The organism is Spirulina major PCC 6313 (genome assembly GCF_001890765.1).
Taxonomy (GTDB): Bacteria; Cyanobacteriota; Cyanobacteriia; order Cyanobacteriales; family Spirulinaceae; genus Spirulina; species Spirulina major.
The window spans coordinates 1847644-1870024 of the sequence record NZ_KV878783.1; the positions used below are offsets into that span (position 1 = coordinate 1847644).

The window sequence follows — 22381 nt, forward strand, 5'->3', positions numbered from 1 at the left end:
AATGGTCTATTTGGCTGGTGTTCTTACCAAGAGTCGAGCATTGTGAACCTTGATAAACAGGGTATTGCAGCACCATTGAAATTGAATTTCAAGCCATTTTCTAGACTGATTAAATACGTAAAAATACTTATTTTTTGTTGGGAGCAAAGTTGAGGTAGGTGCTTTTTGCGTAAAAACACGGATACATATTTTTTCATGCATTGTTTTGATTCCAGGCGATCGCTCTAGGGATCTATTGGGGAATCCGTGTTTACACGCAATCTTGAGGTTTAGGTACTCAAGATCATGGTGTGTTTTTCTAGGAATTACGGAGAAACGGGGAAGCTTGGTTCTTGAAGGCAACGGAGAGGCGTTTCGCGTTGGGTTGGGGTTAAGCCGCGCTGTTGAAGTAAGACCCCAAAGCCGCCGAGGCCGGTGGGATTGATCAGTTGATGCAGATGGCTGCGCCGTTGCAGGATTTGGGGGAGGGTGTAGCTGCCGTTGGAGAGGGCGGTGAGGCGATCGCCTAATCCCAACGCCATCAACATCATCGCCTGTGGGGTAAAGCCAAGGCGATGCAGTCCGGCAGCAGTGCCGTACTGTTCGAGGGCGGTGAAGTTGACATGGGCGGTGAGGTCTTGGCGGCCCAGGTTGACGTAGGGGTTGTTGTGGTGGCGGTGTTGGTAATAGGCTTGGAGCGTGCCTTGGTGGCGTTGGGGGTGGTAGTAGCGATCGCTGCTATAGCCGTAGTCAATGGTGAAGAGATAACCCTGATCCAGTTTTTGGCCAACGGTGTGCAGCCAACCAAGGGCGGCGAGATTCACCTCGGTACGGTAGCCGTCGGGATAGGTGGGGCCCGGTAGGGGAATCGCGAGATCTGCAAAATAGGTCTGAAGTTGCGGCGTTGAGAGCGGGCCAACGGTTTCCGTTAGACCGTCCGAGGTGGCATTAACATAGACCTCCTGAAGTTGGCCCCCTTGGATCACCACTTGATGCACGGGAAACGCATCGACCAGTTCATTAGAAAAACAACAGCCCCGAATTGAATCGGCGGGGATGTCGTCCCAAGTCTGCCAGGTGACGGGATGGGGGGCGAGTTTGGCCTGTTGGGTCTGACGTTTTTGGGGCGATCGCTCCACAATTTGATAATTCAGATGAGCGTAGAATTCCGGCTCTGATCCTTGGATCGCGTCAAGAATATGCAAGGCGGTATCGCCTTCACCGGCTCCCATTTCCAGGATGGTGAAAGGGTCGGGGCGGTGCAAAATTTCCCAACATTGGCGAAATTGCACGGCGAGGAGTTCACCAAAGTCGCGATCGCAACTGGCCGCTGTGAAAAAATCCCCCTCTGGGCCAATGGGGGCGGTGTTGTAATAGCCAAATTCGGGATGATACAGCACCGTATCCATATAATCGGCAAAGGTGAGGGGAGAGCGATCGCACAGCACCGCCAGTAGATCCGCAGTTGTCATGATGTCCTCAAGATTTTTATCCCTATCCTGATGCGGGGCGGGGCAAGTTGGCAATACGACGCGAAGCCGGGGGATGAATCGATGGGGAGCTATCAGCAGGTCATAAGGGGGTGTTAATGGCCCGGCAGGTTTAGGGGAAGGTGGATTAAACTGGGAAAAACTTTACGTCTGGAGTAGCCATGGTTAATCGCAAGGTGGTCGCGTTGGTGTTGGCGGTGTCGTTGGGCTTTGCGCCGCAGGGGGCGATGGCTCAGACGGTCAATCAACTTTTTGAGCAGGGCAATGCAGCCCAAGCGCAGGGTCGTTTTGCTGAAGCAGAGAGGGTGTTTCGGCAAGTGCTACAGGCCGAACCAAATAATACTGTCGCTCACTACAATCTCGGTCTTGCCCTGAGAAAGCAAGGAAACCTAACAGCAGCGATCGCATCCTACCGACGGGCGCTCCAAATTGACCCCAATAATGCTGCTGCTCACAACAATCTCGGTCTTGCCCTGTATCAGCAAGGGAACCTAACAGCAGCGATCGCCTCCTACCGACGGGCGCTCCAAATTGACCCTAACTATGCTTTTGCTCACTACAATCTCGGTCTTGCCCTGAAAGACCAAGGGAACCTAGAAGCAGCGATCGCCTCCTACCGACGGGCGCTCCAAATTGACCCTAACGATGCTTTTGCTCACAACAATCTCGGTAATGCCCTGAGTGACCAAGGAAAACTAGCAGAAGCGATCGCATCCTACCGACGGGCGCTCGAAATTGACCCTAACGATGCCATTGCTCACAACAATCTCGGTTTTGCCCTGAGTGACCAAGGAAAACTAGCAGAAGCGATCGCATCCTACCGACGGGCGCTCCAAATTGACCCTAACTATGCCATTGCTCACAACAATCTCGGTATTGCCCTGTCTGACCAAGGAAACCTAGAAGCAGCGATCGCCTCCTTCCAACGGGCGCTCCAAATTGACCTTAACTATACTGATGCTCACATTGGTCTCGGTAATGCCCTGTCTGAGCAAGGGAACCTAGAAGCAGCGATCGCCTCCTTCCAACGGGCGCTCCAAATTGATCCTAACTATGCCCTTGCTCACAACAATCTCGGTTTTGCCCTGTATACCCAAGGGAAACTTGATGAAGCGATCGCATCCTACCGACGGGCGCTCGAAATTGACCCTAATCACACTCGTGCTCGCAATAATCTTAGGAATGCGTTGAGAGACCAAAACAACTAGAAGCAGCGATCTCCGCCTGCTAACAGGTGATCCAACTCGACCGCACCACCTAAACTAGAGCCGAGGGATATACCACAACAGCGACGATGAGCGACTTTGCACAACAAAGCCTCAGTTGGCAATTCAGCCAATGGCAGCGGCAGATTGGGGAATGGTGGGACTGGCAAACCCGTCAGCTCAACGGCCCTGATGAAACGGACGTGGCCCAATGGCTGATGTCTCCCCCCTGGCAACTCCTGCGCCAGCTCATTTTTTGGGGAGGGTTAATCGCCCTCGGTCTTTGGAGCCTGTGGGTTGTGGGGCGAGGCCTTGCCCCCTACGTTAAATCATGGCGCACCCGCAATCAGCGCGATCGCACCACCGCCCCCTCATCCCTCCAGCACACCGCCGCCCAATGGCAAACCGAAGCCAAACAACAGTATCTCAAGGGTCACTATCGCCAAGCCTGTCTCTGTCTTTACTTGGGAATGCTCCAAATTCTCCACGATCGCCACATCGCCCCCCATCTCCCCAGCCGCACCGATGGCGAATATCGCCAGTTAATCCAAACCCTCCCCCGCCCTGACCCCTACTTCACCCTCTTGGTGATGCACCAAGGTCTAAAATTTGGGGATACACGCCCCACAGCGGCATTGTTCGATCGCTGTTGGCACGCTTATTCTGACCTCTCAACCCATTCATAAAGCAGCGTCACTTTTTCACCTGCACCCAATACACTCAAAAAAAATCTCCATTCACCCACGATGAATCATCTCCCCGATCACCTTCCCCCAGAGCGCGATCGCATCCTCGATACCCTCCGTCACTTTGCCCCCCACCTACACGAAAAATATGGTGTAACCCGCCTTGGCATTTTTGGATCAGTCGCTCGCAACGAAGCCACCGCCACCAGTGATATCGATATCGTGCTGGAATTAACAGAACCCGACCTGTTCACCATGGTGGATATCAAAACCGATCTCGAACACAGGTTTCAACGCTCTATCGACCTCATTCGCTATCGCCCCCGCATGAATCACTACCTCAAACGCAGAATCGATCGCGACGCAATTTACATCTGAATTGCCAATGTCTGACCCGACACTAATTTACGAAAAACTCCTACAAATTCATGAAGCGTTGCAACGGATCAATCGCCGATTCGCACAAATTTCACACCCTGATGACTTTCTAGACACCGATCGGGGTCAAGATTTGCTGGATGCGATCAGCATGATGTTGATTGCAATTGGTGAAAATCTAAAATGGCTGGATCGGGAAACGAATGGCAAAATTTTCGCCCCCTATCCACAAGTCAACTGGCGCGGTGCAAAGGGTGTGCGTGATGTTTTAGCGCATCGCTATTTTGATATTGATGCCGAAGAAATTTTCACACTGTGCCAAAAACAACTTCCCGAAATAATCAATGCAATTCAATCCATCCTCAACGACTATGAAGACTAACTCTGTCCGGCTAATCTCTATTTCACCCTTCTTGTCATGCACCAAGGCCTAAAATTTGGGGATACACGCCCCACAGCGGCATTGTTCGATCGCTGCTGGCATACTTACTCTGACCTCTCAACCCATTCATGATGCAGCGTTTACGACGGCACGGGCTGCGGGGGGTTTTCGGTGTGGTGGGATTGGTCTTTTTAATCAGTCTTGCGATCGCCCCCGCTCAAACCCCCCTCTATTCCGGCTCCACCTATACCCGTGGCCCCGAAGGCTACGGGGCTTGGTACGCTTGGGCCCAGGCAGAAGGCATGGATCTCCAACGCTGGCAACGGCCCGCTGCGGATTTTTCCGCTACTCACGCTGGTTCGCCCGGCCAAACCTTCCTGCAAATTTATCCCTCCCTCATCCCTGACCCTTCCCCCAGTCCAGAGCTAGCCGCCTGGATCAGCGCGGGCAATACCCTGGTGCAGGTGGGCGTTCGTCAGCCGGTCACCGCTGCCCCCTTCGAGAGTAAACCGAATACCCCGTGGGGGGCGGGTGAACTCGATACCCGCCGCCGTAAATTAGAAGCCACAGCGGGGATTTGGTCTGACCCTTATGGGGCGATCGCTTGGCGGGAATCGGTGGGTAATGGGGAAATGATTCGAGTCACAACCCCCTTTTTGGCGGCCAATGCCTACCAAGAGACGCGGGCCAATTTTCAACTGTTGGCCCATCTGGTGGTGCAGCCTCAAGATCCCCTCGGTACTGCGATTGATTTTCAGGCGCGGGCGGTGTGGGTGGATGAATATTTGCATGGTTATGAAGAGGAAGGCGCGATCGCAGCCGATCCTGACCGCGATACCCTCTGGGGTTATCTCGCCCAAACGGCCCTCGCGCCGCTAGCGATCCAAGGTGCGATCGCCACTCTGATCGCTCTCATCGCCCTCAATCGTCGCTTTGGAGCCGCCCAACCCCTCACCCCGCCCATGGAAAACAATAGCCAAGCCTATATCAACGCCCTCGCCTCAGTCCTCGCCAAAGCCGAACAGCATCACTTTGTCCTGCAACTGCTTAGTGCGGAAAAACAACGCCAATTACAACATCAGCTTGGCCTCGGCAGTACATTGCTGACCCCCGATGACCTGCGGGCGGCTTGGGTAGAACGGGGGCGATCGCTCCGTGACCTCAATCGCGTCCTCCATCTGCAAACGAAATCCCGCCTCAGCAAAGGGGAACTACAGCAATGGCTCCAACAGTGGGAGGCGATCATTACGAAAATAGTGCGGGAGTCTGAAAGGTGTTGACCAACGGTTTGCAGATCCAACCACCGCAGGGTTTCACCTAAATCTGTGAGAGTTTGAGTTTCGGGTGTAAGGTGTCCGAATCCGCACAAAACCATTCACCTCAGAACAGGTGTAGAGTTGCCCGATAGTATCTGTGATGGTTTGGCAGGGTGTGGTGTTCATAGGAACAGGTCAAGCTGGGTGGGTGGGGGAGTGTCCATCCTCCCATTATGGTGAATTTTCGCCTCTTGGCAGAATTGTTCCCAAACCCGCACCGGATCGGTGGCAGGGGCCGTGATGATGTGGTAGGAGAGAGCAACAATGATTGGGTTGTAGCTGCCTTTGAGGAACAGAGGATAACCAGCGGGGCTAAGGATTTCGACACGGAAACCTGACCGGGGCGATCGCTCTTGTGTCCAAGTAATATCACCATCGATCACTTTTTCAGGATCATTGATCAGGGTTTCAAATTCGGCTTGGGTGAGCATGATCGCCCTTTCCTATTGAACATTGAGATAGACGAATCTCAGTCAATTACAACACCTGAGCGCGGAGCCAAGCCACGGGTAAATAAAGCAACTTACGACCTTTGGGAACAAAGGCCCGCTTGTTAAATACGTCGTAATCGTTTTGCTCAATGACATTGAGAATGCCTTGGTAGAGCATCAACGCTGACCACACCGGCCACCGGGCATCGGGGTTTAAATCCCGAATGCCGTCTTCGGCACGACGATAGAATTCGCGGGCGCGGCGGATTTCAAACTTCATCAGCGATCGCCACCGCTCATCCACCACACTGTTAAACAAATCCTTTTCCGTGTAGTCAAAACGATGCAAATCCGCCAAGGGAAGATAGATCCGGCCCCGTCCAGTGTCCTCGCCCACATCCCGCAAAATATTCGTCAATTGGTTCGCAATCCCCAGATCCACCGCCGCTTCCAGGGTTTCAGAATGGTTCGCCAACTGCCACGGACTCGCCGAGGGTGGTTCTGAAAACCCCAACACCGGACTGGTCATCAACCCCACTGTCCCCGCCACGCGGTAACAGTAAAGCTTTAGCTCTTCAAAGGTGTCGTAGCGACTGCGGTAGAGATCCATCCGTTGACCTGCGATCATGTCGCGGAAGGGGTCAATGGGAATCGGAAAGCGTTCGAGGGTGTCCACCAGAGCCACATCCGCATCCTCTTGGGGATGGCCCGCAAAAACGGCTTCGAGGTGGTTTTCCCACGCATCCAAGGTTTCAGGGGTGGTGGTGTAGGCTTTAGGGCCATCGACGAGTTCATCCGTGCGGCGACACCATTCATAGATCGCCCAGATCGCTTGGCGCTTCTCTGGGGGCATCAACAACGTTCCCATATAGAACGTTTTGGAGTAGTGGGCGGTAATTTGCCGACAGTACTCATACGACTCTGCGGCAGAGACGAGGGTTTTCGGGGGGTGGTGGTGAGGTTTAGGCAGTTGCAGCATTCAATCCGGGCTGAAACGCGATGGGAGGGCAAGAATAAGCCATTAGGTTAGCATTGTCCCATTGGACTGGTGTCTTGAGTAGCCTAATTTAAGAGGTTACTAGGGCAGGGGGGGTTGGTGTGAACGAGGACGCATCGCGCTGAATGGCTTGGGCCGCTCGTTTACCGGACAAGACCGCGCCTTCCATACTGCCGAGAAACTCTTGCATGGTATAGCTTCCGGCGAGGTAGAAGTTGGCGATCGGGCTGCTTTGGTCGGGTCGGTAGGCTTGACAGCCGGGCACCGCTTTGTAAACAGAGCGGGGGGTTTTAACGACTTTGGATTTGAGCAGTTGGGCGGGGTTATCTCCCTCAAAGTGATGGGGGAAAAGCTTTTTCAGTTCAACGAGGGTGGCGGTGAGGATGTCCTCGTCGGATTTACTGATCCACTGGGCGGCGGGGGCAAGGACGAATTCGAGCATGGAGCGATCGCTCTCATACCCCCGGCAGGTGTTGCTCATATCCGCGTAGACGCTGAGGAGGTCTGAACGGGAAAAGAGCAGTTGGTCAATGTCGGTGAGTTTGCGGTCAAACCAGAGGTGAATGTTAATCACCGGCACGCCTTCGAGCTTGGCCAGTTTTTGGAAATAGTCAATTTCGCGCCAGGGTTGAGGAATTAGGGTTTTGAGGGGGTCAACGGAGAGGGCCGACACGTAGGCATCAGCGGTAATCACCCGATCCGGTGCGCCGTTGTGGCCCCGCATTACGAAGCTTTGCACCGTGTTGTCGGGGTTGAGGGTGATTTCCTTGAGGGAGGTGTTGAGGTGAACTTCTCCCCCCCGTGCGGTGATGTAGTCCACCATCGGCTGACAGAGGCGTTCGGTGGGGGAACCATCGAGGAAGGCGACTTTGGAGCCGTAGCGTTCTTGTAAGAAGCGATTGAGGGCGGTGAGGGGGACAGTGGCGGAGACTTCGTCGGGATTGATAAAGGTGAGGGCTTTGGAGGCGGCGATGAAAATATCGCTGTTTACTTTTTCATCGACCCCTTGGCGTTCGAGCCATTCGAGGAGGCTGTACTCGTCCATGTTTTCCACATATTGCTGACCCCGGACGATCGCTGGCCACAACCCCCAGGCGAAGCGGAGTTTTTGCTCCCAGGTGAGCATGTCATTGTTGCGGAGGATGGAGAGGATGACATTGATCGGGGCGGGGATGTCGGGCACGTCGAAGCGGGAATAGGTGCCGGGTTTTTCCGGTTGGTTAAAAATCAGGGTGTGGTCTTTCCATTGCAAGCGGTCTTCGATGCCGAGTTCGGCGAAGAGTTGCAGCATGTTGGGATAGGCTCCAAAAAACACATGGAGGCCGGTTTCGTACCAGTCCCCGTCTTCGTCTTGCCAGGCGGCGACGAGTCCCCCTAACACATCACGGCGTTCTAAGACGATGGGGGTATGACCCGCATCGACCAGATACTTGGCGCAGGCTAATCCTGCCAATCCGGCTCCGGCGATCGCAACTTGCATTGAAAAACTCTTAATCCTTAAGATTTGTTTACAATTTAGCTCTTTGGTTATTATACGTTGCGATTCGTTACATTATCGCGTTTTCAGCGACGATTGCGGCCGAAACCCAAATTTTAGGGTCTGGGAAGTTGGTCGGCTATAATCTCTAGCAAGCGAATATCTGTCCAGTCGCTCGCATCTACACAGTCTTAAACAGTCAGCAGTCTTGGTCTAGCGTGCTTGCTATTCCTCATGATTCAGGGATTTGAAAAATTCGAGAGGGTCAGCCAGGGTGGGAAGGAAGAGCATCTACCCATTTGGCTCAGGGTCGCATTGCATGGAATAAACGATAACGAGCAAACTATGATTCGTGACGGTGGGAGATTTTGGGCACGGCGACGCAAGGTTGCGATCGCAATCCTAACGCTGGGGTGCTGGGGGGCGATCGCTGCCCTCGCCCTCAGTGGTCTGGGCAATCGTGGGCGATGGAGTCAGGCGGCGGAAATTCAGAACACCGCCACCGCCGATGGGGATAATCTGCCCAGCGTCATCACCTCCAACTCCACCACCTTCACCGCCGAACCCGCTAAACTCGAACTGATTAAAACCGCCGATCGGGCTGCTGCTGAACCCGGTGATACTGCTGTGTATCGCTTGGTGTTGCGCAATACCGGCTCATCAACGGCGGATCAAATTGTCTTAACCGATCAACTGCCCTTGGGGATTAATTTTCTCCCGGCATCGGTGCAAACGGTTCTCACCCGTGACGGTCAAAATCAAGCTGTTACCCCCACGATCACGACCAATCAGCGGGAAGTGACGATCCGTTATCCCGAACTCAAAGCAGGCGAAACCCTGACCATCATCTACGCGGCAGTATTAACCCCCGATTCAATCCGTGGGACGGGGCGCAATGTGGCCCAAGAAGCACGGAGTAATGTGGCGAGCTATGTGATGGCGATTCGACCGGGGATTTTGTCGGACTGTGGCACGTTGATCGGGCGGGTGTTTGAGGATCTCAATTTTGATGGGGAACAGCAGCCGGGAGAACCGGGAATTCCCAATGCGGTGATTTTTCTGGACAACGGCAATCGGATTACGACTGATCCCGATGGTTTGTTTTCGATGGCGAATGTGTTGGCGGGCGATCGCATGGGAACCTTGGATGTAACCAGTGTTCCGGGCTATACGATCGCGCCGAATCGGTATTTTATTGAGCGTAATAGTTTAGCGCGGCTGGTGCGTCTTGAACCGGGTGGGTTGGCACGGATGAATTTTGGTGTGACACCTCTTGCAGAATCCGAAGGGTCATGAAGTCAACAAATCCGTCGATTAATCTCTCGCTCTTTTGCCTTACTTACACGCTGCCCGTGGTGATTCTGGGGGGTGCGATCGCACCGGCTCAGGCTCAAGACCATCCGCCTGCTGTGGAAAAATCTGCCGAGAAAACAATTTCCACGCCGCCCCCGCCCGCCCCGAAACCTCTTGCAGCACCACCTCCGCCTGCACCCGTTGCGGCCACTCCACCGCCGCCGCCGCCACCACCGGCCCCGAAACCCGTTGTGGCCACTCCACCGCCGCCGCCGCCACCCCCTGCCCCGAAACCCGTTGCGGCCACTCCACCGCCGCTACCCCCACCCCCGCCGCCACCCGTTGACCCGGTTGAAGCAACGCCCCCGCCCCCGCCTCAAGCGATCGCACCCACACCAGCGGCAAGCGTGATAAATCCGCCGCCCGTATCCATAGAAACGGCGGCAGAAGAAAGTACATCGGAGCGCGATCGCGCATCCGAAGCGATCGCCGCACCGACCCCAAGCCATGGGACTGCGACGGAGTCAACGGCACACCAGGCCCCTGATCCTCCGCCGATCACCCCTTCCTTCAACGCGGCTGCGACCGATCCGGAACCGGTGGCATCTTCTGCCCCTGATCCGGCAACGCTGCGCCCTGCCGCTGAATTAAACACGGCCCCGACGGTTGCGCCATGGGATGAAAGCCCCAGTGCTGCCGCGCTCCAATCCTCCACCCCTCAGCCTCCGGTTCCGGCCTGGATGGAGGTGAGTTTTTGGGGCGATCGCCTCATGGCAATGCCTGCTGATCTGAGTCCTAGCGAACGGCGAGAACTTGAAGCCTTGCGGGCTGAACTGGGGCCCTTGCTCAACGCTCCCGTTGCGTCAGAAGTTGCCCCAGCGTCAGAGTCAATTGCTCCGAGTGCCACGGCTTCGCGATCGCGTCTAGAGCACTCCCCGATCGCAACACAGCCAGAGCCAACGCCGGAAATGACCCCAGACTTTGAACTGATCCCCTTACAGTTTCCTTGGGCTAGGGCAAAGACCCCAGCGATTCCAGCCGCGACCCTCATGGAAGAATCCGCCCAGGAGTTAAATTCTGAAGCAGGAGAACAACCGATTGATGCGGGAGTGAGTGCGATCGCATCCGGCTTAATCGCTGCGGAAGCCTTCAGTTTCTGGCCCGCCAAAACCAAGACCAAGGAAATCACCCCCAATCCGGCAGAGGTAGATCGCGAATTTGAAATCACGATCCCCAGCCCTGATCCCGACGCGATCGACCCAAGCCCCCTAGATGGCCTTGATGCCGGTGATCCGATCCCGGTCAAGCCGTCACCGCTGAATCCTGACGCGAATGCCGATGGAGTGGGGGATCTGTTCCAGGGGTTGCAATTGGCCATTGTTGCCGTGGGCAATCCAATCATTCCCGCCGATGGTCGCTCAACCCTGCCCCTCGAAGGGACGATCACCACGGCCACAGGGGAACGCTTCACCGAGTCGCTCACGGTGACCCTGACGACGAGTGCGGGGGAATTTTTGGGCGGTGATTTTGATGAGGATGCGCCGGGGTTTCAAGTGGAAGCCGTGGACGGCAATTTTAAGGCGTTGCTGCGTTCGACCTTGGAAACGCAACGGGTGCAAATCCGGGCGGCCGTGTTGGATCTCGTCGAGCAGTTGGGCGGCGAAACGGAGCGAGATCGCACCTCGGCCGAATTACCGCTCGTGCCTGACTCAGAGTCCCCAGTCCTCGAAGCCTATACCCAAGCCCAATTCACCACGAATCTACGGCCCTCGTTGGTGTCGGGGGTGGTGAGTTTTCGCGTTGGGCCAAGGGCGACGAATTTTTGGGGCAGTCGGCGGGACTTCCTCCACCCGGATTATCTGGACGATGTGACGGTGGATGTGGATGCGTCGGTGTTTGCGATCGGGCGCAGTGGGGATTGGTTGTTTACCGGCGCGATGAATAGCGATCGCCCCCTCAACGAAACCTGTGACGGCATTTCCCGCCTCTTTCGTGGGCCGCAACATTGCGAGCAAGATTACCCCGTCTATGGCGACAGTTCCACCGTGGACTACCTTACCCCCTCGATGGATAACTATTACCTCCGGTTAGAACGCACCCCCGACACCCCCGGCGCAGAACCGGATTACCTGATGTGGGGCGATTATCACACCACCGAATTCGCCCGCAGTTCCCAAACTTTCACCGCCAACACCCGTCAACTCAACGGGTTCAAAGGCAATTACAACTTTGGGAACGTGCAAATTTCCGGCTTTTACAGCGGCAATGTCAACGGGTTTCAGCGGGACACGATCGCCCCCGACGGCACTAGCGGCTACTATTTCCTCTCCCACCGCCTCGTCATCCCCGGCAGTGAAAATATCTTTATTGAACAGGCTTCCCTCGAACAACCGGGCTTAGTACAAGAACGCCAAGCCATGCAGCGGGGCCCGGATTATGAAATCGACTACGATCGCGGCACGATCCTCTTTCGTCGTCCCATCGAACGCCTCAATAGTGACCTGTTTGGCGATGATCTATTGCAGCAAATCGTTGTTACCTACCAATACGAGGGCACAGAAGACGAAAACACGAATATTTTTGCTGGTCGTGCCCAGTACAATTTTTCCCGCGACTACAATCGCCCCAGTTGGCTAGCAACGAGCTATTGGCAAGAGGATATGGGCGATCGCGAATTTGAACTCTACGGTGCGGATCTCAATCTTCCCCTCGGCAAAGATGGCAGCCTGATCGCGGAATACGCCTACAGCGATATCACCGTCGGCACCAGCCAAGTCACCGGAGCCGCCTACCGTCTCAAACTGACGAAAAAAATTAACGACCCCCTGACGATTAACGCCCATTATCATTCCGTGGAGCGCGGTTTTGCCAACGAAGCCACCACCTCGTTTCAACCGGGCCAAACCCGCTACGGGTTGAGCTTGAATGCGCGTTTAGATGAGACCACGGGCGCGACGGTGAGCTACGACTACGAAGCCAACTTTGGCACATCCTTGGCGATCGCAGACAACCTCGACCTCTTCGACAGCAACACCGTCACCACCGTTCAACCCATCGGTAACACCCCCCTCGACAACGAAACCCGCACCTTCCGCGTCGGCCTCAGCAAAAAAATCGGCACGGTCAACACCTCCTACGAACTCGTCAACCGTAACCGCACCGACAGCCTCAACCCCGACCTCAACAGCAACGCCTCCCAATTTATCGCCAACCTCCTCGCCCCCCTCACCAACACCCTCACCTTCCGCGCCAAGCATGAACTGGCCATGGGAACCGCCGACCCCATCTACCCCAACCGCACCACCGTCGGCCTCAATTGGGCCGTTGCACCGGGGATTGATCTGCGCCTGGCCCATCAGTTTATGAATGGTGGGCTGTTTGGTGATAACTCGATTACGCGGATCGATACGGTGGCCACACGCAAGCTGTGGGGCAACACCGACATCACGAGCCGCTATTCCGTCATCGGTGGGATTAATGGCTGGATGGGGCAAGGGGCGGTGGGGCTGCGCCATCAATGGGTGATTGAGCCGGGGTTGCGTCTGAATTTGGGCTACGAACGGGTGTTAAATGATTTATTTGGAACTACCGCAGCGGGGCGACGCACCGCGCAGGCTGTGGCGATGGGCCAAACGGCGGCTTCCCTGGGATTTTTTGGGGGAGAATCCTACAACGCGGCCCTGGAATATACGGCGAATGCGAATTTTCGGGCCTCGGCGCGGGTGGAGCGGCGGGTCAGTTCCGCCGGGGAAAATCTGGTGCTGGGGGCGGCGGCGACGGGGAAAATTACCCCAGCCTTAACGACGCTGTTCCGGTTTGAACAGGCCAGTGCCGCGAACGGGTTGCTCGAAGCGTTGCCGGATACGGTGAGTTTGAAATTGGGCTTGGCCTATCGACCGCCGGAGAGCGATCGCTTTAATGCCCTCTTTAGTTATGAATATCGTCGCAATCCGTCGAGCATCCCGGAAACCCTGCTGTTTGGCACAGGAACCCAAAGCCGCGATCATACCCTCGCCATGGAAGCGATCTACGCTCCGGATTGGCGGTGGGAATTTTACGGTAAATATGCCCTCCGCCACAGTCAGACGGATCTCGCCCAAAATTTCAGCAACAGCAGCGCGATTCATTTGGGGCAGATGCGGGTGACGCGCCGCCTGGGGTATCACTATGATGCGGTGCTAGAGGGGCGGGTGATTGGTCAACCGGATGCGGGCTATACGGAATTGGGCGCGGCGGTGGAGCTGGGCTATTATCTCTCGCCGGATTTGCGGTTTGGGATTGGCTATAGTTTTGGGTCGGTGCGCGATCGCGACTTCAGCGGCTACCGTTCCGATGGGGGGCTTTATTTCGGGGTCACAATGAAGGTGAACGAACTCCTGCGGGGCTTCGGTCGTCAACGCCCAGTGGCTCGCCCCCCAGAGGAATCATCCTAATACACCAATCGACCCGCCGCAGTGCTTTCCCCGCTAGTCGCGGGGGGGGTTACTTTTTTTGGGAGGCATGGATAAAGTTATTCACTGTCGTCCGCAGATTGTCGCCGTTAAAGGGTTTCGTTAAATACTCCGTGGCTCCGGCGAGGCGGCCTTGGACTTTATCAAAAGCACCGTCACGGGCCGTCAGCATGATGATGGGGAGGGACTTGAATTGGGGCAAACTCCGCACCGTGCGGCAGAGTTCTAGTCCGTCAACCCCTGGCATGGTGACATCTAGGAGCAGGAGGTCAATGTGCTGATGATAAATTGAAGACAGCGCATCTACAGCATTATCAGCCAACAAAACGTTATAGTCCGCTTCGAGAGCTTGGTGGATCATTTTGCGCATGATCGGGCTGTCGTCAACGGCTAGAATTGTGGGGGCATGGAGGGATGGTGCAGACATAAAAAAGGTTTCTCCGCCTTGCAAATGAGTCTCAAGGGATTAGGCTTGAGGGCAGGAACATCATTAGAACAGCTTGCACGATCGCAGTGCTGAATCTAGGCTCCACTTCTATTGTTTCCGACAGTTGCAGATGTTGACAAACTTTAGGGGTACTTCAGAACAATACTTTAACTCTGACTCCCGCATTATAAACCCATGTAACAAATTCACGAAAATAGTGCGGGAGTCTGAAAGCCCCGTCAATTGATTGCGGGGATGAAAGACGACGTAATGAGTGGGCGGATTGCTTACTGCGTCATCCAATCTAACGATTTGGTCGCCTCGGAAGACTTGAAGGTGAACGGGTTAGTCTGCGATCGGCATCGGGTTGAGTCGGAAGAAATCGAGGGCGAGGGGGCGATCGCTTAATTCTCTGCAACATTACGGACTTCAATAATGCTGCCTTTGAAGTTGTAGGTTGTGCCATCGAGTTCAATGGGAGTCCCGATCTTAATTTGACTTTGGTTGACCACGGGTACACCAGCGGTGATTTGGGCATCCGCTTGGAGCGTGATCAGAAAATCGGTGCTGAAGCTTTCGACGGTGCGGGGTTCGGGCATGGATTTGACGCTGCCATCCGGTTGAGGGACAAGGACTTGGCGTTCGAGGAGTTCGACCCCTTCAATCGCGATCGCATCACTGGGTTGATTGCGGACAACAATACTCGTGCTGGGATTCTCGGCTAACTGTTCCATCAAGGCTTGGGGGTTGCGAATACTTAAGCCCCGCACTAAGACATCAAACTCAATGGTTTCGGTATTGATTTGGGCCATTGACCCGGTGGTTCCAGGGAAAAAGAAAATGCCGATGACCACCAGCACCATAATCAAGGCTGCGCCCAGATCTAAGATACTGAGTTTGCCAAATAAGCGTCCTTTGGAATCCAACATTGCCGTTACCTACTCTTGAACATGAGGAATGTTTACTGCGATTTGATTGTACTGGTTTAGGGTAATCGTGAGCCAATGGCGACAGCAAAGAACGGTGTATGCTCTTGAGGGAGTGATGGGTGAATGACACCGTTCAAATGGCTCAAATGGCTGAGGCCGGAAGGTCAAGCTTGCCGAGAGTGGATCGCGCCACGGTCTAGCGGCTATCGTTTGATAGGGATGCAAGGCGAATCATTGCTTGAAGGATGTGAGTACAAAGATTATGGTAAGTCGTCGATCATTTCTATGGGGGAGTGGGGCTGTGGCGTTGGCTCCGTTGTTGGGTGGGTGTCAGGCTAGGCCGGGAGCGTTGCAGGTTCGGGCGTTGAATCAGTCGATTCCACCGCAGGTGATCCGTGAGTTTCGCCAAGCGATCGCCCAAGACGCGATCGCCCTGCAACCGGAGGCGACTCTCGCCGATCTGCTGGCCCTATTGCAACGGTGGCAGACTGAAACAGAACCCGTGTCCGATCGCTGGGATTGGTTGCCCTTTGTGAATCGCGGCACACCCGCGATCGCTGAACTCGTCACCCTCGGCGATGCTTGGCTGGCGACGGCAATCCGGGCGGGCTTAATCCAACCCTTGGATCTGACCACTGTGCCCAGTTGGGCCCAATTACCCCCCCGCTGGCAGGGGTTGGTACGGCGCGATCGCGAGGGCTTCGTCAGTCAAGATTCCGCCGCGCCGCTCTGGGGTGCGCCCTATCGCTGGGGCACGACGATGATCGTCTATCACCACGATGTTTTTAAACACCAGGGCCTCGCCCCCCCGACGGATTGGGCAGATCTGTGGCGACCGGAATTGCGCGATCGCATCTCCGCCATCGACCAACCCCGCGAAATCATCGGCCTCACCCTCAAAAAACTCGGAGCCTCCTACAACACCTGGAACCTGACCCCCCTCCTCCCCAGCCTCGCAGCCGAACTCAACAGCCTCGCCCCCCAAATCCGCTACTACAGCAACAATAAATATCTCCATCCCCTCGCCATCAAAGAAACCTGGCTCGCCGTCGGCTGGTCTACGGACATCATCCCCGCCCTCACCAACTACCCCCAACTCCGCGCCATCATTCCCACCTCCGGCACCGCCCTCTGGAGCGACCTCTGGGTGCAACCCGCCACCGCTACCCCCACCGCCCTCTCTCAACGGTGGCTTGACTTCTGTTGGCAGATGCGATCGGCCCAAAACATCTCCCTCTTCACCGACGGACTCTCCCCCATCCTCTCCACCCTCCCCCTCGACCAATGGCCCAAAGACCTCCAAAACGCCAGTCCCTTCATCCCCAATGCCGAGCTTTTCAACCGGAGCGAATTCCTCCAACCTCTCCCGATTTCCACACAGTTGCAATATGATACATTGTGGCGAAAGCTGCGTTCCCCCAGCCCATCTAGCACCTGAAACCCATGGCCTTCATCGATCCCCGCACAGAATTTGCCTTTAAACGCATCTTCGGTTCTGCTCAGAGCGCCGACCTTCTCGTCAGCTTTCTCAATGCCCTGCTGTACGACAGTCAGCCCGTCATTGAAGCCACCACCCTCCGCGATCCCTATCTCACCGTCCAATTACCCGGCGTGCAGCATTCACCCCTCACCACCCGCGCCCAACTGAACGGGAACAACACCTGCGTGGTTGAATTACAGGTGCTGAACCTGCCCACCTTGGGGAAACGGGTGTTGTATAACGCGGCGAAAAGTTATGGGTTTCAAATTAGCCGCGAAGAGGTGCAGCGGGATGTGAATCCGTTGCTGTCATTAACGGTGGCAGATTTCACAATGTTTGAGCAAAGCGCGGATGTTTTGTCACGGTTTGCCCTGCAAGAGGTGGAAAAAGGGTTTGACTATCCCAATAATGAATTGGGCTTAGTGTTTGTGGAATTGCCGAAGTTTCAAAAAGAATTACATCAGTTAGAAACCCTGGCGGATTTTTGGATTTATTTCCTGAAAAATGCCGAAAAACTCGACACCCCGCCCGACCCCTTGCGCCAAGTGCCGGAAATTCGCCAAGCCTTTGAACTGGCACGGGAAGATCTCCTCAATCGTGAAGAGTTTGATGTGTATCAACAGCAACTCTTTTTCATTGCGGATCAGCGGCGATCGCTCTCCTTCGGTCGGGAAGAAGGTCTCAAAGAAGGGGTGGAAATGGGCAAAGTCCAAGGGATTCGCGAAGGGGTGCAACAGGGCCGCACCGAAGGGGTACAAGAAGGCATTCAACAGGGTCGCGAAGAGGGCTACAAAGAAGGGGTGCGCCAAGGGAAAAACCAAGGGATGCAGTTGGGTCGCCAAGAAGGGGTACAACTGGGTCAACAGGGAATTGTGATGCGCCTCCTCAGTCGTCGGTTTGGCAAGTTAGAGCCAGAGGTGCAAAAAAGTATTAAAGCCCTCTCCAGTGACAAGTTAGAAGCCTTGGCCGAAGCGGCTTGGGACTTCATCACGGATCTTGAATTGCGCGAATGGTTGGACGCAAACGGCTAACGCCCAGTATTTATCGGCTCCGGTGGAGTGTAGATTCAGATCTAGGAGTGGAGTGTAGATCAGATTTAGGATTAGTGAGCCAGAGGCTCACACTGCCTTTAAATTAGGCCTCTGTCGTGCGAGCGTCTCGCTCGCTGCCTGCTTCTCGCTGCTCTGACTTCACGGTTTGGGGGTCTACCGTTCAGATTGGGGCAGCAATTTCCCGGAGACAAACCGCACCCCCATCCCCTGCATCGGCATTTATTCTCGATCGGGGGAATCGCTATGATATCAAGGCACATATTACCGATTACCAAAGTTAATGCCTGAGTCTGTTGTGGATACCCTGGGGGAGGCGCTGACCTTACCGCCGTTGCCGATTCATCGTCCTCTGCTCCTGATTGGCCACGGCACGAAAGATCCGGCTGGCCGTCAGACGTTTATTGATTTTGCCAAGGCTTACGAAGCCCTTGATCCGGTGCGTCCGGTGATTCCGTGCTTTCTGGAATTGACGACACCGACGATTCTCGAAGGGGTGGAACGCTGCGTGGCGGAAGGGTTTACGGAGTTATCTGCCCTGCCGATTTTGCTGTTTGCAGCCCGCCATAATAAGTTTGATGTGACAAATGAACTCGATCGCGCCCGTGGACTCTATCCCCAGGTGACGTTTAATTATGGTCGTCATTTTGGGATTACGCCGCCGATTCTTGACCTGTGGCGCGATCGCCTCGCCCAACTCGATACCCCTAAGCATAATCCCCACCAAATCCCCCGCGAAGAAACGGTGTTATTGTTTGTGGGCCGGGGTTCGAGTGATCCCGATGCCAATGGGGATGTGTGTAAGTTAGCGCGGATGGTGTGGGAAGGTAGTGGCTACAAAACCGTTGAAGTGTGTTTTATTGGCATTACCCATCCCCGCCTGGAAGAAGGGTTTGCCCGCGCTCGGTATTACAACCCGAAGCGGATTATCGTTTTGCCCTATTTCATGTTTACCGGGGTGTTGATGCAGAAGATTTTCCGGATTGCCGATGAACAGCAGGTCCAATTCCCCGGCATTGAGGTGACCTCGTTGCCGGAAATGGGGATTCATCCGCAATTGTTGCGGGTGTTGCGCGATCGCGAAATCGAAACCCAAACCGGCCAAGTCAACATGAACTGCGAAATGTGCAAGTTTCGCCTCGCTGCCCTCAACGGCGCAGAACCCGGCCATCACCATGGCCATGATCACGGCCACGGTCACGATCACGGCCATCACCACGATCACGCCCACGGCCACGATCACAACCACAGTGCGCCCGACCCCTACGCCGAACCCCAGGCCTACCACGATCGCATCTGGCAAGTCCCCTAGCCCCCCTCACCCGGAGGAATCCGGTACAATGCCAACGGCAAACCCAATCTATCCTCTTGATCAACCCATCATGATCACCCGTCGTCATCTCATTACCGGATTCCTCATGTTCTGCCTCAGCCTCCTTGGCTGCGGCTTCACCGCTCCCAGCGCCTACGCCCTCGGCGGCAAACAGCCCCCCATCGGCCAACCCGCTCCCGACTTCACCCTACCCACCAATACCGGCGACGGCGAAATCAGCCTCTCTGACTATCGCGGTCAATGGGTGGTTCTGTACTTCTATCCCAAAGACTTCACCGCTGGCTGCACCCTCGAAGCCAAACGCTTTCAGCAAGACTTGTCGCAATACAGCGATCGCAACACCCAAATTCTGGGCGTGAGTGCCGATGACCTGGAATCACACCAAGAATTCTGCGACAGCGAAGGGCTAAAATTCCCCCTCCTCGCCGATCAAGGCGGCAACGTCAGCAAAACCTACGGCTCTTGGCTCGGCTTCGTCTCCCTGCGCCATACCTACCTCATCGATCCCGACGGTATCCTGCGCGAAACCTATCTCGGTGTCCGTCCCGCCGTTCACAGCGCCGAAGTCCTCGCCCGCCTCGATGAATTGCAAGCCTAAGCAAACCCCAAACCTCCCAGGGCAAACATCATCACTATGACTTTTTCCCCTGGAGTCATTGACAATCCCCGCGCCCCATGAAACTTAAGGAAATAATCCGGTAATTCCGTCATGCGAGCATCTTGCTCGCTAGAGGTTTAGAGCCTTTTTCAATGACCGGATTGAATCGTTAACCTCCATAAGGCGTGGGGATTGTCACGTTGAGCGAAGGCAGATGTGATATGGGCAAACGGGCAAAGGATGGGCTTGTTTTAGGTCTGTCTAAAAACCACCTTGATGGAGGGTCATTTCCATCAGTAGTTTTTGGGAACTGCGACTTTGGTCGGGGGCAGGGGGATGGCGTTGCACATAGGAGCCATCGGGCTGGAGTTCCCAGGCTTGGCGGTTGTCGGCGAGCATGATGCCGAGGATTTCCTGGAGGTCGGCGCGAAGAGTGGGATCATCAATGGGGGTGACGGCTTCGACGCGGCGATCGAGGTTGCGGCGCATCCAATCGGCAGACCCGATGTAGATTTCTTCTGTGCCTTGGTTGTGGAAGTAAAAAATCCGGGAATGTTCCAGGAGGTTGCCGACGATGCTGATCACGTTGATGTTGTCGCTCACACCAGGGAGGCCGGGACGCAGGCAGCAAATGCCCCGGATAATCAGGTCAATCTGGACACCGGCTTGGGAGGCGGCATAGAGTTTGGCGATGATTTTCGGATCGACGAGGGAGTTCATTTTGGCGACGATGCGACCGGAGGCTCCGGCTTGGCTGTGGGCGATTTCGCGGTCAATCAGGGCGGTCATGCGATCGCGCAAATTCACCGGCGACACCAACAACCGCCGATAGGACTTCTGCCGCGAATAGCCCGTCAAATAATTAAACAAATCCGTCAGATCCGCCCCCAAATCATCCCGCCGACTCAACAGCCCCAAATCGGTATAGAGGCGGGCGGTTTTCGGGTTGTAGTTCCCCGTGCCGATGTGGACATAGCGGCGAATATGTTCTTCCTCTTGGCGAACAACGAGGGTGATTTTTGTATGGGTTTTCAAGCCCACTAGACCATAGACAACGTGAACCCCGGCTCGCTCCAATTGTTTCGCCCATTGAATATTGTTTTCCTCATCAAACCGGGCTTTTAACTCCACCAGCGCCACCACCTGTTTCCCATTTTCAGCGGCGGAAATGAGGGCATTCACAATCGGAGAATCCCCAGAGGTGCGATACAGCGTCATCTTGATCGCTAGGACTTGGGGATCTTCGGCGGCTTGGGTGATGAATTCCTGAACCGTAGCGCGAAAAGAATGGTAGGGATGATGAACGAGTAAATCCCCATGGGTAATCAGGTCGAAAATATTTTCGCCATCGTCGCGGTCGAGTTTATGTTTGGCTTCGGCGGCTTCGAGCATCCGCTGAATCCGCAGGGGGACGATGGGAGTCCAACCGGGTTCTTTGAGGTGGGGTAAGGGCAGCGCGGCGAGGGACATTAAATCATTTAAGCCGAGCAAACTTTCAAAGGCAAACACATCATCATCTTCGAGTTCCAACGCTCGCATTAAGGTGGAGCGAACGCTGTCGGGCATGGAGGCTTGGATTTCCATGCGCACGGCAGACCCACCAAAGCGACGTTTGCGCAGTTCTTGTTCAATGGCGAGTAGTAAATCGTCGGCTTCGTCTTCTTCGACGGAGAGGTCGGCGTTGCGGGTAATGCGGAAAGGGTAGCACTCCTGAACGTGCATCCCAGGGAAGAGGGTGTCGAGGTTGTGGGCGATCACCTGTTCGATGGGAATGCCCGTCCAGACGGCGGGGACTTCTCCGGCTTGGCGGAGGTGTTTGGGGAGTTTGACGAAGCGGGAGAGGACGCGGGGGACTTTGATCCGGGCGAAGAGTTCTTCGTTGGTGTCGGGGTCTTTGACGAGGACGGCGAGGTTGAGGCTGAGGTTGGAAATGTAGGGGAAGGGGTGGCTAGGGTCAACGGCGAGGGGGGTGAGGACGGGGGAAATATGTTCGTCGAAGTAGTCGTGGAGGTATTGGCGTTGTTCTTGGTTGAGGTCTACGTGGTTGACGAGGTAGACTCCTTCGCTGGCGAGTTGGGTGCGGAGGTGGTTTTCAAAGGTTTGGTCTTGTTGTTGGAGGAGGGGGCGGAGGCGTTGGGTGATCGATTCGAGTTGGTCGCTGGGGCTGTGGCCGTCGGGGGTGAGTTTGTGAACGTCGGCGGCCACTTGTTGCTTGAGTCCGGCGACGCGCACCATGAAGAATTCATCCAAGTTGGAACTGAAGATGGCGAGGAATTTGAGGCGATCGAGGAGGAGGGTGCGATCGTCAAGGCCTTCAGCTAAGACGCGGGCGTTAAATTCCAGCCAACTGAGTTCACGGTTGAAGTAGTATTGCGGGTCGGTGAAGTCGATGGTGCTGGGGGATTGACGGGAGGAGGTTTTAGCCATGACCGCTGGGCGAACGACAAGATTGTTCTTTAGATCCTAACTTGAGTGGCGAC

The 22381-nt window shown here is 55.2% G+C and carries 20 protein-coding genes; 12 read left to right on the forward strand and 8 right to left on the reverse strand.

Annotation, left to right across the window (positions count from 1 at the left end):
* Positions 1–305: 305 nt before the first annotated feature.
* Positions 306–1451 (reverse strand): class I SAM-dependent methyltransferase, encoded by a 1146-nt coding sequence (locus SPI6313_RS07950; RefSeq protein ID WP_072620511.1) that lies wholly within the window; start codon positions 1449–1451, stop codon positions 306–308.
* Between the two features lie 179 nt (positions 1452–1630).
* Between SPI6313_RS07950 and SPI6313_RS07955 the strand changes: the two genes are divergently transcribed.
* The 5 genes from SPI6313_RS07955 to SPI6313_RS07975 all read left to right on the forward strand — a co-directional run bounded on the left by SPI6313_RS07955 (position 1631) and on the right by SPI6313_RS07975 (position 5400).
* Positions 1631–2677: a tetratricopeptide repeat protein gene (locus SPI6313_RS07955; RefSeq protein ID WP_072620512.1), complete on the forward strand. Its 1047-nt coding sequence runs from the start codon at positions 1631–1633 to the stop codon at positions 2675–2677.
* Positions 2678–2763: 86 nt separating this feature from the next.
* Positions 2764–3360, forward strand: a complete 597-nt coding sequence (locus SPI6313_RS07960) for a DUF4129 domain-containing protein (protein ID WP_072620513.1) — start codon at positions 2764–2766, stop codon at positions 3358–3360.
* A gap of 60 nt (positions 3361–3420) precedes the next feature.
* On the forward strand, positions 3421–3738 hold the full coding sequence (locus tag SPI6313_RS07965; RefSeq protein ID WP_072620514.1) for a nucleotidyltransferase family protein: 318 nt from the start codon (positions 3421–3423) through the stop codon (positions 3736–3738).
* Between the two features lie 58 nt (positions 3739–3796).
* Positions 3797–4120, forward strand: coding sequence for a HepT-like ribonuclease domain-containing protein (locus tag SPI6313_RS07970; RefSeq protein WP_217650537.1), 324 nt, complete (start codon positions 3797–3799; stop codon positions 4118–4120).
* A 128-nt stretch (positions 4121–4248) separates the two neighbouring features.
* Complete coding sequence (locus SPI6313_RS07975; protein WP_084668946.1) at positions 4249–5400, forward strand: DUF4350 domain-containing protein; 1152 nt, start codon at positions 4249–4251, stop codon at positions 5398–5400.
* A gap of 158 nt (positions 5401–5558) precedes the next feature.
* Here SPI6313_RS07975 and SPI6313_RS07980 read toward each other — a convergent pair whose 3' ends face one another.
* The 3 genes from SPI6313_RS07980 to pds all read right to left on the reverse strand — a co-directional run bounded on the left by SPI6313_RS07980 (position 5559) and on the right by pds (position 8344).
* Positions 5559–5867 (reverse strand): hypothetical protein, encoded by a 309-nt coding sequence (locus SPI6313_RS07980; RefSeq protein ID WP_072620517.1) that lies wholly within the window; start codon positions 5865–5867, stop codon positions 5559–5561.
* A 46-nt stretch (positions 5868–5913) separates the two neighbouring features.
* A complete protein-coding gene (crtB, locus tag SPI6313_RS07985) occupies positions 5914–6846 on the reverse strand; it encodes a 15-cis-phytoene synthase CrtB (RefSeq protein WP_072620518.1) in 933 nt (310 codons plus the stop codon).
* Positions 6847–6934: 88 nt separating this feature from the next.
* Positions 6935–8344: a 15-cis-phytoene desaturase gene (gene pds, locus SPI6313_RS07990; protein WP_072620519.1), complete on the reverse strand. Its 1410-nt coding sequence runs from the start codon at positions 8342–8344 to the stop codon at positions 6935–6937.
* 342 nt (positions 8345–8686) lie between these two features.
* Between pds and SPI6313_RS07995 the strand changes: the two genes are divergently transcribed.
* On the forward strand, positions 8687–9637 hold the full coding sequence (locus SPI6313_RS07995; protein WP_072620520.1) for a DUF11 domain-containing protein: 951 nt from the start codon (positions 8687–8689) through the stop codon (positions 9635–9637).
* A 39-nt stretch (positions 9638–9676) separates the two neighbouring features.
* Here SPI6313_RS07995 and SPI6313_RS23420 read toward each other — a convergent pair whose 3' ends face one another.
* Positions 9677–10168: a hypothetical protein gene (locus SPI6313_RS23420; RefSeq protein WP_175551098.1), complete on the reverse strand. Its 492-nt coding sequence runs from the start codon at positions 10166–10168 to the stop codon at positions 9677–9679.
* Positions 10169–10233: 65 nt separating this feature from the next.
* Here SPI6313_RS23420 and SPI6313_RS08005 point away from each other — a divergent pair, with 65 nt between their 5' ends.
* Positions 10234–14067, forward strand: coding sequence for a hypothetical protein (locus tag SPI6313_RS08005; protein ID WP_139276583.1), 3834 nt, complete (start codon positions 10234–10236; stop codon positions 14065–14067).
* 49 nt (positions 14068–14116) lie between these two features.
* Here SPI6313_RS08005 and SPI6313_RS08010 read toward each other — a convergent pair whose 3' ends face one another.
* The gene (locus SPI6313_RS08010) at positions 14117–14512 is read right to left on the reverse strand and encodes a response regulator (RefSeq protein WP_072623054.1); all 396 of its coding nucleotides are present in this window, start codon (positions 14510–14512) and stop codon (positions 14117–14119) included.
* Positions 14513–14767: 255 nt separating this feature from the next.
* Between SPI6313_RS08010 and SPI6313_RS23425 the strand changes: the two genes are divergently transcribed.
* Positions 14768–14920, forward strand: coding sequence for a hypothetical protein (locus tag SPI6313_RS23425; protein WP_175551099.1), 153 nt, complete (start codon positions 14768–14770; stop codon positions 14918–14920).
* Here SPI6313_RS23425 and SPI6313_RS08015 read toward each other — a convergent pair.
* Positions 14917–15441 (reverse strand): DUF4330 domain-containing protein, encoded by a 525-nt coding sequence (locus tag SPI6313_RS08015; protein ID WP_072620523.1) that lies wholly within the window; start codon positions 15439–15441, stop codon positions 14917–14919. The genes SPI6313_RS23425 and SPI6313_RS08015 overlap by 4 nt on opposite strands.
* A gap of 262 nt (positions 15442–15703) precedes the next feature.
* On the opposite strand from SPI6313_RS08015, the gene SPI6313_RS08020 reads away from it, so the two are divergent.
* The 4 genes from SPI6313_RS08020 to SPI6313_RS08035 all read left to right on the forward strand — a co-directional run bounded on the left by SPI6313_RS08020 (position 15704) and on the right by SPI6313_RS08035 (position 19901).
* Positions 15704–16879, forward strand: coding sequence for a substrate-binding domain-containing protein (locus tag SPI6313_RS08020; RefSeq protein WP_072620524.1), 1176 nt, complete (start codon positions 15704–15706; stop codon positions 16877–16879).
* Positions 16880–16884: 5 nt separating this feature from the next.
* Positions 16885–17952 (forward strand): Rpn family recombination-promoting nuclease/putative transposase, encoded by a 1068-nt coding sequence (locus tag SPI6313_RS08025; protein ID WP_072620525.1) that lies wholly within the window; start codon positions 16885–16887, stop codon positions 17950–17952.
* A gap of 301 nt (positions 17953–18253) precedes the next feature.
* The gene (locus tag SPI6313_RS08030; RefSeq protein ID WP_072620526.1) at positions 18254–19282 is read left to right on the forward strand and encodes a sirohydrochlorin chelatase; all 1029 of its coding nucleotides are present in this window, start codon (positions 18254–18256) and stop codon (positions 19280–19282) included.
* Positions 19283–19388: 106 nt separating this feature from the next.
* Complete coding sequence (locus SPI6313_RS08035; RefSeq protein ID WP_217650759.1) at positions 19389–19901, forward strand: peroxiredoxin; 513 nt, start codon at positions 19389–19391, stop codon at positions 19899–19901.
* A 261-nt stretch (positions 19902–20162) separates the two neighbouring features.
* Here SPI6313_RS08035 and ppk1 read toward each other — a convergent pair whose 3' ends face one another.
* A complete protein-coding gene (ppk1, locus tag SPI6313_RS08040; RefSeq protein WP_072620527.1) occupies positions 20163–22328 on the reverse strand; it encodes a polyphosphate kinase 1 in 2166 nt (721 codons plus the stop codon).
* Positions 22329–22381: the final 53 nt, after the last annotated feature.